The organism is Mycobacterium seoulense (assembly GCF_010731595.1).
Lineage (GTDB): Bacteria > Actinomycetota > Actinomycetes > Mycobacteriales > Mycobacteriaceae > Mycobacterium > Mycobacterium seoulense.
This window is the reverse complement of record NZ_AP022582.1, coordinates 3,332,402-3,344,597: the sequence shown is the minus strand read 5'-3', so window position 1 is coordinate 3,344,597 and position 12,196 is coordinate 3,332,402. Positions and strand designations below refer to the sequence as shown.

General features: G+C 68.5%; 10 protein-coding genes and 1 pseudogene. 7 read left to right on the top strand and 4 right to left on the bottom strand.

The window, feature by feature from the left end:
- The first annotated feature begins 6 nt into the window (after positions 1–6).
- From G6N37_RS15285 to G6N37_RS15255, 7 genes are all read left to right on the top strand, one after another.
- Positions 7–738, top strand: coding sequence for an enoyl-CoA hydratase (locus G6N37_RS15285; RefSeq protein ID WP_163681547.1), 732 nt, complete (start codon positions 7–9; stop codon positions 736–738).
- Between the two features lie 5 nt (positions 739–743).
- On the top strand, positions 744–1,856 hold the full coding sequence (locus G6N37_RS15280) for an MBL fold metallo-hydrolase (protein WP_163681544.1): 1,113 nt from the start codon (positions 744–746) through the stop codon (positions 1,854–1,856).
- Positions 1,857–1,894: 38 nt separating this feature from the next.
- Complete coding sequence (locus tag G6N37_RS15275; protein WP_163681543.1) at positions 1,895–3,481, top strand: serine hydrolase; 1,587 nt, start codon at positions 1,895–1,897, stop codon at positions 3,479–3,481.
- Complete coding sequence (locus G6N37_RS15270) at positions 3,478–5,850, top strand: cation-translocating P-type ATPase (protein WP_163681541.1); 2,373 nt, start codon at positions 3,478–3,480, stop codon at positions 5,848–5,850. The genes G6N37_RS15275 and G6N37_RS15270 overlap by 4 nt, the downstream gene beginning before the upstream one ends.
- Before the next feature lie 68 nt (positions 5,851–5,918).
- Positions 5,919–6,107 carry an antitoxin gene (locus G6N37_RS15265; RefSeq protein WP_163681539.1) on the top strand — a complete coding sequence of 63 codons (189 nt, stop codon included), beginning with the start codon at positions 5,919–5,921 and terminating at the stop codon, positions 6,105–6,107.
- 4 nt (positions 6,108–6,111) lie between these two features.
- Entirely contained in the window at positions 6,112–6,585 is a 474-nt protein-coding gene (locus G6N37_RS15260) for a type II toxin-antitoxin system Rv0910 family toxin (RefSeq protein ID WP_067926058.1), read from the top strand.
- A 64-nt stretch (positions 6,586–6,649) separates the two neighbouring features.
- The gene (locus G6N37_RS15255) at positions 6,650–7,084 is read left to right on the top strand and encodes a hypothetical protein (protein WP_102419638.1); all 435 of its coding nucleotides are present in this window, start codon (positions 6,650–6,652) and stop codon (positions 7,082–7,084) included.
- A 5-nt stretch (positions 7,085–7,089) separates the two neighbouring features.
- Here G6N37_RS15255 and G6N37_RS15250 read toward each other — a convergent pair whose 3' ends face one another.
- The 4 genes and pseudogenes from G6N37_RS15250 to G6N37_RS15235 form a co-directional block, all read right to left on the bottom strand.
- Positions 7,090–7,572, bottom strand: coding sequence for a VOC family protein (locus G6N37_RS15250; RefSeq protein ID WP_067926053.1), 483 nt, complete (start codon positions 7,570–7,572; stop codon positions 7,090–7,092).
- A pseudogene (locus tag G6N37_RS15245) lies at positions 7,572–9,099 on the bottom strand (carotenoid oxygenase family protein). Before G6N37_RS15245 ends, G6N37_RS15250 begins: the two are co-directional and overlap by 1 nt.
- Entirely contained in the window at positions 9,089–10,327 is a 1,239-nt protein-coding gene (locus G6N37_RS15240; RefSeq protein WP_102419640.1) for an acetyl-CoA acetyltransferase, read from the bottom strand. The pseudogene G6N37_RS15245 and the gene G6N37_RS15240 overlap by 11 nt, the downstream one beginning before the upstream one ends.
- 226 nt (positions 10,328–10,553) lie before the next feature.
- Complete coding sequence (locus G6N37_RS15235) at positions 10,554–11,957, bottom strand: MFS transporter (RefSeq protein WP_102419641.1); 1,404 nt, start codon at positions 11,955–11,957, stop codon at positions 10,554–10,556.
- Positions 11,958–12,196: the final 239 nt, after the last annotated feature.

The following is a 12,196-nucleotide window of genomic DNA, read 5'->3' as shown; positions in this document are numbered from 1 at the left end:
GCAGCCATGATCGGTGTTACCCAGGCCGAAGCCGTGCTGACCATCGAGTTGCAGCGTCCCGAGCGCCGCAACGCCCTGAATTCGCAGCTGGTCGAGGAGTTGCGGGAGGCCGTGCTGAAGGCGGGCGACGGGGCGACCCGCGCGATCGTCCTGACCGGCCAGGGCACCGTGTTCTGCGCCGGCGCCGACCTCAGCGGCGACGCCTTCGCCGCCGACTATCCCGACCGGCTCGTCGAGTTGCACAAGGTCTTGGACGCCACGCCGATACCGGTGATCGGCGCCATCAACGGCCCCGCCATCGGCGCCGGGCTGCAGCTGGCCATGCAATGCGATCTAAGGGTCGTCGCGCCGGAGGCGTTTTTCCAGTTTCCGACGGCGAAATACGGCCTGGCGCTTGATAACTGGAGCATTCGGCGGCTGGCGTCGCTGGTCGGTCACGGCCGGGCCCGCGCGATGCTGCTGGCCGCCGAGAAGCTGACCGCCGAGGTGGCGCTGCAGACCGGGCTGGCCAACCGAGCGGGCACGCTCGCCGATGCGCAGGCCTGGGCGACCGAGATCGCCGGCCTGGCGCCGCTGGCGATTCAGCACGCGAAGCGGGTGCTCAACGACGACGGTTCCATCGAGGAGCCCTGGCCCGTGCACAAGGAGCTCTTCGACAAGGCCTGGGGCAGCCAGGACGTCATCGAAGCCCAGGTCGCCCGCATCGAGAAGCGACCGCCGAAGTTCCAGGGGGCCTGAGAGCCATGCTGCGGGGGGCGCTGCGGCTGGCCGCCGGCACGGCGTCGCTGGCGGCCGGCAGCTGGCTGGTGAGGGCGCTGCACGGCGCACCGGCGGCGCTCGGCGCCCACCCCGCCGCGATCAGGGCGGTGACGCAGGGATCACCGAACTGCCGCGACGGCGTCTTCGTCAACCTCGACCCCGGCTCCGATATCGCGATGAATCGCGAGGAGATGCGGCTCGTCGCGTGGGACCTGATCGGCAACCGTGGCGTGAGCCGGCCGGCGGCGCCGATCCCGTTGGCCGCGCCGGCGCTCTTCGACGGCGATCCCCGCCGGCTCGCCGTCAGCTGGTTCGGCCACTCCACGGCGCTGCTGGAAATCGACGGTTACCGGGTGCTCACCGACCCGGTGTGGAGCAATCGCTGTTCACCGTCGGACATCGTGGGGCCGCAGCGGCTCCACCCGCCGCCGGTGCAACTGGAAGGGCTGCCCGCCGTCGACGCGGTGGTGATCAGCCACGACCACTACGACCACCTCGATATCGACACCGTGCTCGCGTTGGCCCGCACGCAGCGGGCGCCGTTCTTCGTGCCGCTCGGTGTCGGCGCGCACCTGCGCGCCTGGGGGATACCGGAGCATCGCATCATCGAGCTCGACTGGCATGAGAGCGGCCGGGTCGACGAGCTCATCGTGACTTGCCTTCCGGCCCGGCACTTTTCGGGCCGATTCCTGGACCGCAACACCACACTGTGGGCGTCGTGGGCGTTCATCGGCCCGAACCACCGCGCGTATTTCGGCGGCGACACCGGCTACACCAAGAGCTTCGCGCAGAGCGGCGCCGACCACGGACCGTTCGACCTGACGCTGCTGCCCATCGGCGCCTACAACACCGCGTGGCCGGACGTCCACATGAACCCCGAGGAGGCGGTCCGGGCGCATCTGGACCTCACCGACGCGGGGCTGCTCGTGCCGATCCACTGGGGCACCTTCCGGCTGGCCCCCCATCCGTGGGCCGAGCCGGTCGAACGTCTGCTCGCGGCCGCGGCGCCGGCACGGGTCGAGGTGGCGGTTCCCGCCCCCGGCCAACGCATCGATCCCTCCGCTGCGGTGAAATCGAATCCCTGGTGGCGGCTCTGATCCGGGGCCCGGCACCCGTAGCGGGCTAGAGTTCCGCCATGACGAAACGCGCGGCCGCGGCCGCTGTCACCGTGCTGCTGGGCATGACCGGATGTGGGCCCGCGCAACCGGTGTCCAGCCCGCCCGCGCTCTCCGACGCACCGCCCAACGAGGTGTCCGGTGTGGCGATTCCCGCCGGGCGCATCGACGAGGCGGTCGCAAAGGTCGATGGCCTGGTCGGCGACCTGATGAAGAGCACCGGCGTCCCGGGAATGGCCGTCGCCATCGTGCACGGGGGAAAGGTGCTGTACGCCAAGGGATTCGGCGTCAAGGACGCGACCAAGGGGCAGGGGCAGGACAACCGGGTGGACGCCGACACCGTCTTCCAGCTGGCCTCGGTGTCCAAATCGGTCGGTTCGACGGTGGTCGCGCACGAGGTCAGCGACAACGTCGTCGCATGGGACACCCCGGTGGCGTCCAAGCTGCCGTGGTTCATCCTCGGCGATCCCTACGTCACCAGCCATGTCACCGTCGGCGACCTGTACTCGCATCGCTCCGGGCTGCCCGACCACGCCGGTGACAAACTGGAAGACCTGGGCTACGACCGTCGTCAGACCCTCGAACGGCTGAAGTACCTGCCGCTGGGGCCCTTTCGGATCAGCTATGCCTACACCAACTACGGCGTGACCGCCGCCGCCGAGGCGGTGGCCGCCGCCGCGGGCAAGTCGTGGGAGGACCTGTCCGACGAGGTGCTCTACCGCCCCCTGGGAATGACGTCGACCAGCTCGCGCTTCGCCGACTTCGTCGCAAGGCCCAACCGCGCGGTCAATCACGTCAAGACGGCCGGCAAGTGGGAGGCTCGATTCCAGCGGGACCCGGATCCCCAGTCGCCCGCGGGCGGCGTGAGCTCGTCGGTCAACGACATGGCCCGCTGGTTGATGATGTTGCTGGGCAACGGAACTTACGACGGCCGGCGGATCGCCTCACCGGAATCCCTGCTGGCCGCCACCAGCCCGCAGATGGTCTCGGCGCCCGCGACCACACCCAAGGCGCGCACCGGGTTCTACGGATACGGGTTCAACGCCTCGGTGGATTCCTCGGGGCGCACCGAATACAGCCATTCCGGCGCCTTCGATCTGGGGGCCGCGACGAACTTCGTGGTCATGCCCTCGGAGGACCTGGGCATCGTCGCGCTGACGAATGGCGCGCCCTACGGCATCCCCGAAACGCTGACCGCCGAATTCATGGATCTCGTCGAGTACGGCCAAATCCGCGAGGACTGGGGAGCCCTGTACCAGAAGGCGATCGGCTGGCTGAACAATCCGGAGGGCTCGCTGGTCGGCAAGCAGCCACCGGCCAACCCGGCCCCGGCCAGGCCGCTCGGCGATTACGCCGGCGTCTACGCCAGCGACTACTGGGGCCCGGCCGTCGTCACCGAGCATGACGGCGCGCTGCACATTGCGATGGGCCCGAAGAACCGGATGGTCACCCTGACGCATTGGGACGGCGACACCTTCACCTTCGGATTGACCGACGAAAACGCCCCACCCGGAACGATTTCCAAGGCCACGTTTTCCGGTTCGCCGGCCACTACCTTGAACCTGGAGTACTACGACTCGGACAAGCTGGGAACGTTCACCCGATGATCGCCGGACTGACCGACGCCGAGGTTGCGCAGCGGGTCGCCGAAGGCAAGAGCAACGCGGTCCGGGAGCGCGCCACCCGCAGCATCCCGGACATCGTGCGGGCCAACGTCTTCACCCGGATCAACGCGATCCTGGGGGTGTTGCTGCTGATCGTGCTCGCGACGGGCTCGCTGATCAACGGGATGTTCGGCCTGCTCATCGTCGCCAACAGCGTCATCGGCATGGTCCAGGAGATCCGGGCCAAACGGACGCTGGACGCGTTGGCCATCGTCGGGCAGGCGAAACCGTTGGTGCGCAGGCATTCCGGGACCCAAACCCGGTTGCCTGCCGAAGTGGTGCTCGACGACATCATCGAACTGGGACCGGGCGACCAAGTCGTGGTCGACGGTCAGATCGTCGAGGAGACGAGTCTCGAGGTCGACGAGTCGCTGCTGACCGGCGAGGCCGACCCGGTCGCCAAAGCCCCCGGCGATGTGGTGATGTCGGGGAGCTTCGTCGTCGCCGGGTCGGGTGCCTACCGCGCCACGAAGGTCGGGCCGCAGGCCTACGCCGCCAGGCTCGCCGAGGAGGCCAGCAGGTTCACCCTGGTCAAATCCGAACTGCGCAACGGCATCAACCGGATCCTGCAGTTCATCACCTACCTGCTGGTGCCAGCCGGTCTGCTGACGATCTACACCCAAATGTTCACCACCCACGTGGGCTGGCGGCAGTCGGTGCTGCGGACGGTGGGTGCGCTGGTGCCGATGGTGCCCGAAGGCCTTGTGCTGCTGACGTCGGTCGCGTTCGCCGTCGGGGTGATCCGGCTCGGCCAGCGTCGATGCCTGGTGCAGGAGCTGCCCGCCATCGAGGGGCTCGCCCGGGTCGACGTGGTCTGCGCGGACAAGACGGGCACCCTGACCGAAAACGGCATGCGCGTCGCGCGTGTCGAGGAACTCGAAGCGGCACAGCAGCACACGGTCACCGACGCGTTGGCGGCGTTGGCCGCCGCCGACCCGCGACCCAACGCCAGCATGCAGGCGATCGCCGAGGCCTATCAACGGCCACCCGACTGGATCGCCACGGCGACCGCGCCGTTCAAGTCGGCCACCAAGTGGAGCGGGGTGTCCTTCGGCGAGCGCGGCAACTGGGTGATCGGGGCGCCGGATGTGCTGCTCGAGCCGGCGTCGGCGGCTGCCGAACAAGCCGAGCGGATCGGCGCGCAGGGGTTGCGGGTGCTGCTCGTGGGCACCGGTGACGTGGCCGTCGACCACCCGGGCGCGCCGGGCCGCGTCACACCCGTCGCGCTGGTGGTCCTCGAGCAGAGGGTGCGCCCGGACGCCGCGCAAACGCTGGATTACTTTGCCGAGCAAGGTGTTTCGGTGAAGGTGATCTCCGGCGACAACGCGGTGTCGGTCGGCGCGGTCGCCGGAAAGCTCGGGCTGCGCGGCGAGACGATGGACGCGCGCCGGCTGCCGTCGGACGCCACGCAACTGGCCGACACGCTGGACACCTACACGACCTTCGGCCGGGTGCGGCCGGACCAGAAGCGGGCGATCGTGCACGCCCTGCAGTCGCACGGGCACACCGTCGCGATGACCGGCGACGGCGTCAACGACGTGCTGGCGCTCAAAGATGCCGACATCGGTGTGGCGATGGGCGCCGGCAGCCCGGCGTCGCGAGCCGTCGCGCAGATCGTGTTGCTGGACAATAGGTTTGCCACCCTCCCGTATGTCGTCGGCGAGGGCCGTCGGGTGATCGGCAACATCGAGCGGGTCGCCAACCTGTTCTTGACCAAGACCGTCTACTCGGTGCTGCTGGCGCTGCTGGTCGGCATCGAGTGCCTGTTCGCCAAGCCGCTCAAGGCCGATCCCTTGCTGTACCCGTTCCAGCCGATCCACGTCACCATCGCCGCGTGGTTCACCATCGGGATCCCGGCGTTCATCCTGTCGCTCGCCCCCAACAACGAACGCGCCAATCCCGGCTTCGTGCGGCGGGTGCTCAGTTCGGCGCTGCCCTCCGGGCTGATCGTCGGCACCGCAACCTTCGCCTCCTACCTGCTGGCCTACCACGGCCGGCACGCGACGTTCCAGCAACAGGAGCAGGCGTCCACCGCGGCGCTGATCACGCTGCTGATGACGGCGCTGTGGGTGCTCGCGGTGGTCGCGCGCCCCTACCAGTGGTGGCGGATCGCGCTGGTCGCCGGGTCCGGCCTGGCCTACGTGGTGATCTTCAGCCTGCCGCTGGCCCGCAAGGCATTCTTGCTCGACCCGTCCAATGTGGCGGTGACGTCGGCCGCCGTGGGGGTCGGCGTCCTGGGTGCCGCCGCGGTCGAGGCGATGTGGTGGATCCGCGCCCGGATCCTGGGCGTGCACCCGCGGTTGTGGCGCTGACCACTCGGATCGCCCGCCGGCCGGCTTTCACCGGGCAAGTAGGATTTCGGCGGGGAAAGGACGGGTACATGGGATTCCTGGACAAGGCCAAAGAACTGTTGTCGCAGAACGCCGACAAGGTCGAGACGGCGATCGACAAGGCCGGCGAATTCGTCGACGACAAGACGCAGGGCAAGTACTCCGACACCATCCACAAAGTGCAGGAACAGGCCAAGAAGGCGGCCGAATCGGCGGCACAAGGCGACCACCAGGACTGAGCTCATGGCGAAACTCTCCGGATCCATCGACGTCCCGCTGCCACCCGAGGTGGCCTGGAAGCATGCCTCCGACCTGTCCCGGTACAAGGACTGGCTGACCATCCACCGGGTGTGGCGCAGCACACTGCCCGACGACATCGACAAGGGCACGGTCGTGGAGTCGATCGTCGAAGTCAAGGGCATGTACAACCGGATCAGGTGGACGGTCGTTCGGTACAAGCCACCGGAGGGCATGACGCTCAACGGCGACGGCGTCGGTGGCGTCAAGGTCAAACTCATGGCCAAAGTTCAGCCCGCCGAGGAGGGCTCCGTCGTCAGCTTCGACGTCCACCTCGGTGGCCCGGCACTGTTCGGGCCGATCGGCATGATCGTCGCCGCCGCGCTGCGCGGCGACATCGACACGTCGCTGCAGAACTTCGTCACGGTGTTCACTCGGCCCGACCCCGGCATGAACGGTTCCGGCGGCGGCCACCGCTGACCGAGCAGCGCCACGCTAGCGTGACGCCCACGGGGCCGGTCCCCGGTCGGCTAATCTCGCTGACATGACTCGCCGGCTGCGCCCTGGTTGGCTGGTGGCGCTTTTCGCGCTGGTGATCTCGGCCAGCGCGTGGCTGCCCTGGCTGACGACGGCGGTCAACGGCGGGGGCTGGGCCAGCGGCATCGGGGGCGCTCACGGCAACTTGGAACTTCCGCGGGGGTTCGGCGCCGGCCAGCTCATCGTGCTGTTGTCCTCGGCGCTGCTGGTGACCGGGGCGATGGTGGGTCGCGGCCTGGCGGTGCGGCTCGCTTCGGTTGCGGCGCTGGTGATTTCCTTGCTCATCGTCGCCCTGACGGTGTGGTACTACAAGCTCAACGTCAATCCGCCGGTGTCGGCCCAATACGGCCTCTACGTCGCCGCGATCGCGGCGGTCTGTGCGGTGGTGTGTTCGATCGCCGCCGTCGTCGCGGCGCTGGCTTCCGGTCGGTCCGGTCGCTGAGGTCTCTACGGCGACGGGAACTCGTGTGTCCCCGACGCGGAGCTGTCGGCGGGCTCGTTGACGCCGAACACGAACGGGGCGAACACGATTTCGCGGCCGTCGGGGTCGCGGTAGGTGATCGCGCCCGTCGCCTCCCAGTACGGATGCTGTTCGACCGGTTCGATGCCCGCCGCTTGCAGGCGGACGATCGCCGCCTGCTGCGCCTGCCGGTCGGGGAAGTACAGGCACAGCTGTTCGTGGGGGTCCACCGCGACGGGCTCGACGGATTCCACGATCTCCAGGGTCAGGTTCCAGCTGGGCAGGCCGAAGATCGCGCCGTTGCTGCCGTAGCTGTCGCCGAACGTCTCGTAGAGCGGCAACCCCACCAGCTCGCGGTAAAACCGCACCGCCTCTTGGAAGTTCGACGACCGGCGCGCGAAGCGAATGCCGCCGATCGACGCCAGCTGCATCGGCCAGTGCGTGGTCCGGCGGGGCTTGTGGACGTCCATCACAGCCCGACCGCGGTCGCCGCCGACTCCGCGGTGTCCCAGCGCCGGAGCTGCTCGCCGGGCGCCCACGTCGCATGGGTGCCGCTGGAAATGCGCTCCGGCAGTTGAATTCTGCATACCGGGCCGTCGGCCACGCGCGCGGCGTCGAGAACCACGCAATACGAGGCGTCGGTATTCATGTCGGTGGTCAAGGTGATCAGGTAGCCGTCGTCCTCGCCGGTGGCACTCGCCGGTGGCACCGCGCCGCGGCGCCATCGCCGTCTCGCTGCCGTAGACGCCGTCGCCGAAGGAGAATTCCTGTTGGCTACCGGTGCGCAGATCGTGTTTGACCAGCCCGTCGAAAAGGAACCAGCCCGGTTTGCCCGTGGCGGCATAGGCGTAGCGGTAGTCGCTTGCGGCGTAGTCGGGGTTGATGGTCCCGAACTCGGTGACCGACTCCGACAGCCGCTCCTCGCGCACGGCGCCGGTGGCCAGGTTGAAACGCCACCGGTGCAGCCGGGATTGCAGCCGATCCAGCGCCAGGAACCGGAACAGCTTGTCCCACTTGGTGCCACCGTGGTCAATCGGCGAAGGGTCGCCCTCGAAGAAGCCGTCGAGCACGATCTCGTCACCGTCCTCGTAGGCGTTGACGAAGTGCAACACGAACGTGGGGTCCGCCTCGAACCATCGGATGTCCCCGGTTCCGCCGCGGCGGGGCAGGACCGCGAAACGCGACGGCAGGTCGGGGTGAAAGCCCGGCAGGTGCACGTCCTGCTCGAGCAGGACGGGGTCCCAGAACAACGGAAAGTCGTTGAGAATCACATAGTTCTCGGTGAATGCCATGTCGTGCGGCAGCCGCGGCCCGGGCAGGGGGATGTCGACGTAGTGGACGAGCTCGCCGTTCTCGTCGACCACGCCGTAGCGCATGTACGGGTCGCGCTTGCTGTAATTGAAGAACAGCAGTTCACCGGTTCTGCTGTCCACCTTCGGGTGCGCGGACACACCCCACTCGGTGGGGAAGCGCCCGTTCCAGGTCTCCTTGCCCAGGGTTTCACCCGACCACGGATTGACGCGGTAGAGGTCGCCGCACTGGTAGAAGCTGGTCAGCGCGACGCCCCGGTGCACGATGACGTCGGTGCTCGACGCGTCCTTCATCAGGGTGCGAGCGCCCCAGCCGTCCTTGCGCTTGGCCAACTGCACGGGCTCGGCCAGCCCCGGCCAGAGTGGCTCACCGGCCTCGTTCTCCGCCAGGAAGCCGTCGGTGCGCACAAAGCGGTTGCGATAGAAGGCTTTTCCATCGCGGAATCCGACGATGTGCAGCATGCCGTCGCCGTCGAAGGGGTGATACGTCTTCAGGGCGGGGTGCAGCGGATTTTCGGTGTTCCGCAGGTAGATGCCATCCAGGTCGTGCGGGATCTGCCCTTCCACGGCGGTGAGGTCGTCGGTGTTCCACTCGGTGGTCTGGGGACGCCACGGCCCGGTGCGGTAGGGGTGGTCGTCGTCTTCGGGCAGTGTGGACAAGAACTTGCCGACGAGCTCAACGTCCATGTCGCGCGCCTTCCGCCGTGGCGACAACGAAACTCACGGTGGTGGCGGTGCTGCCGCCGAAATTGAGGGTGCCGAACGTCCTCGCCCCGTCGACCTGATACTCGCCGGCCGCGCCACTGACCTGTTTGGCCGCGTCGAGCAGCATGCGCACGCCGGAGGCCCCGACCGGGTGGCCGCCGCCGATGAGGCCGCCGCTGGGATTGATGGGGAGCCGGCCGCCGAGCTCGATCTCGCCGTTTTCGATGGCCTTCCAGGACTCACCGGGGCCGGTCAACCCGATGTGGTCGATGGCCAGGTACTCGCTGGGCGTGAAACAGTCGTGCACCTCGTAGCCGTCGACGTGGTCGAGCGTCAGCCGGGCGCGCCGCAACGCATCGTGCACCGCGGCCCGCACGTGCGGAAGGATGTAGGGGTCGTCCGCGGCTCGGTCCAGCTTCTGCCGCAGGCCCAGCCCCACCGTCCGGTGCCCCCAACCCTCGATGCGGCCGATCGGGCGCGCATCCGGGTGATCGCGCAGATAGGCATCCCCGACCAACACCAATCCTGCGGCACCGTCGGTCATTTGGCTGCAGTCAAAGCGCCGCAACCGGCCCTCGGTGACGGGGTTGGTGGTGTCGTCGTCCGTGATGGGGTCCGGGACCGTCCATGCCCGGGTCTGAGCGTTGGGGTTACGCCGGGCGTTCGCGAAGTTCAGCTGCGCAATGGCGCGCAGATGTGCGTCGTCCAAGCCGTAGCGTCGGTCGTATTCGTCGGCGACCGTGGCGAACATCGACGGCCACACGTACCGCGCGTCGGCCCCCTCGTGACCCGTCCACGCTGCCGCTCCCAGGTGTTGCGCCGCGGTGTCACCGGGCACGGTCTTCTCGAGCTCGATGCCCACCACCAGCGCGGTGTCATAGGCACCGGACCGCAGATCGGCCATCGCGGACAGGGCGGCGACGCTGCCCGACGCGCACGCGGCCTCGTGCCGGGAGGCCGGGGTGTCCCAGAGATCGGGGCAGACCGTCGCGGGCATCGCCCCGAGGTGACCCTGGCGGGCGAACATCTCACCGAAGGCGTTCGCCACGTGGACCACTTCGATGTCGGCGGCGTTGATCTTGGCCGAGGCCAGCGTGGCCTCGACGATCTCGGCGGTCAGGGCGGCGAAGTCGCGGCCCTCTCTGGTGAGGTTGCGGGCGAAATCGGTTTGGCGGCCGCCCAGGATCCAGATGCCGGCTGAGCCATCCATACGCCGCAGGCTACTCCTGGACGGCCTCGTCGTTGGGTCGTATCCGCGAGCGGGTCATGGTTAAGGAGGGCCCGCAAAATGAGGGCGGCCCCGTCGGCTCTCGGGCTGAACCGACGGGACCTAGGCGAACGCGAAGGCCGGCCGACGCGTGCGCCTCTCATGGAACATTGCCCCGTACCGCGGCGGACAAACATGCGGGTTACGCGTGACGGCGTCGCACACGGGTTCAGATGGCGCCCTCGACGAGCTCGCTGCCGTCCGATCGGAGCGCCGCATCGGTCCGTTGTCTGCGGGCGTCGGCGGAGTCGAGGGCGGCCAAGTCGATGCCCTTGGTCTCGGCGGCGGCGAGGACGGCCAGGGCGCTCACCGCGGCGGTTGCGGCCAGGTACCACGCGATGGGCACCGCGGACCGGTAGGTCTCGAGCAGGCGAACCGCGATGATCGGCGCCAGCGAACCGGCCAAGATCGAGGTGACCTGGTAACCGAGGGAAACCCCCGAATACCGCATGCGGGTGGGGAACATCTCGGCCATGGCCGCCGGCTGGACCGCGTACATCAGGCCGTGAAAGACCAGACCGATGACGATCGCCGACATGATGACGGCGTTGCGTCCGCTGTTCATCATCGGGAACGCGAAGAAGCCCCAGGTGCACGCGCAGAGCGCGCCGATGAAATAGATTGGCCGCCTGCCCAATCGATCGCTGAGGCTGCCGGCCAGCGGGATGACGGCGAAGTGGACGGCGTGCGCGGCCAGCAGCCACCACAGGATCGTCTTGGTGTCGGCGTGCACGTGGACCTTCAGATAGGTGATGGAGAAGGTGACGACGAGGTAGTACATGGTGTTCTCGCCGAGGCGCATGCCCATGGCGGTGAAAACGCCACGCGGATAGCGCTTTAGCACCTCGATAACTCCGAGGCGGCTGGCGTTGATGCGGTCGTCCTGACGCTGCGCTTCGTAGAAGATCGGCGCGTCGGTCACCTTGGTGCGGATGTAGTAACCGATCAGGACCACGACCGCGGACAGCCAGAACCCCACGCGCCAGCCCCAGCCCAGGAACGCCGCATCCGAGAGCGTCGAGGTGAGCACCAGCAGCACCACGGTGGCGAGCATGTTCCCGCCGGGGACGCCGGCCTGCGGCCAGCTGGCCCAGAACCCGCGGTGGGACTTCGGGCTGTGCTCGGCGACCAGCAGGATCGCCCCGCCCCACTCGCCGCCGACGGCGAAGCCCTGCAGGAAGCGCAGCACCACCAGCAACGCCGGGGCCCAGTAGCCGATCTGGGCGAAGGTGGGCAGGCAGCCCATCGCGAACGTGGAGACGCCGACCAGCAGCAGGCTGAGCTGCAGCAGTTTTTTTCGGCCGTACCGGTCGCCGAACTGGCCGAAGACGATGCCGCCGAGGGGGCGGGCGGCGAAGCCCACCGCATAGGTCACGAAGGCGGCCAGGATCGCGTCGAGCTCGTTGCCGCCCCGGGGGAAGAACACTTTGCTGAAGACCAGGGTGGCGGCGGTGCCGTAGAGGAAGAATTCGTACCATTCCACCACCGTGCCCGCCATGGACGCGGCGACCACGCGGCGAAGATACGCTGGGCTTTGGATCAGCTTGCCGCGCAGATCATTACGCACAGTCATCGGTCGCCCTCCTTGGCGGGCCGCGCACCCGGGCAGCCGGGCCGTGTTTGCCGGGGTTGGCCGCAGCGCTAGCCGACGGCGATGACGGGTGTGCTGGCGGATGGGAGCGTACCTGGCCCCAGGGGCCCATCGCACGGTGTTCGGCGAGATGCTCCGTGGCGGTCAGGCACGCGCCTGCGCGGTCACTGCGATCGGGCGGGTGATGACCGGGGGCGGGCTGCGTTGCGACACGGTCACGG

Bases quoted from the DNA above. Each gene is read 5' to 3' on its own strand.
- G6N37_RS15285 (WP_163681547.1), top strand. From the start codon at position 7: ATGATCGGTGTTACCCAGGCCGAAGCCGTGCTGACCATCGAGTTGCAG.
- G6N37_RS15280 (WP_163681544.1), top strand. From the start codon at position 744: ATGCTGCGGGGGGCGCTGCGGCTGGCCGCCGGCACGGCGTCGCTGGCG.
- G6N37_RS15275 (WP_163681543.1), top strand. From the start codon at position 1,895: ATGACGAAACGCGCGGCCGCGGCCGCTGTCACCGTGCTGCTGGGCATG.
- G6N37_RS15270 (WP_163681541.1), top strand. From the start codon at position 3,478: ATGATCGCCGGACTGACCGACGCCGAGGTTGCGCAGCGGGTCGCCGAA.
- G6N37_RS15265 (WP_163681539.1), top strand. From the start codon at position 5,919: ATGGGATTCCTGGACAAGGCCAAAGAACTGTTGTCGCAGAACGCCGAC.
- G6N37_RS15260 (WP_067926058.1), top strand. From the start codon at position 6,112: ATGGCGAAACTCTCCGGATCCATCGACGTCCCGCTGCCACCCGAGGTG.
- G6N37_RS15255 (WP_102419638.1), top strand. From the start codon at position 6,650: ATGACTCGCCGGCTGCGCCCTGGTTGGCTGGTGGCGCTTTTCGCGCTG.
- G6N37_RS15250 (WP_067926053.1), bottom strand. From the start codon at position 7,572: ATGGACGTCCACAAGCCCCGCCGGACCACGCACTGGCCGATGCAGCTG.
- G6N37_RS15240 (WP_102419640.1), bottom strand. From the start codon at position 10,327: ATGGATGGCTCAGCCGGCATCTGGATCCTGGGCGGCCGCCAAACCGAT.
- G6N37_RS15235 (WP_102419641.1), bottom strand. From the start codon at position 11,957: ATGACTGTGCGTAATGATCTGCGCGGCAAGCTGATCCAAAGCCCAGCG.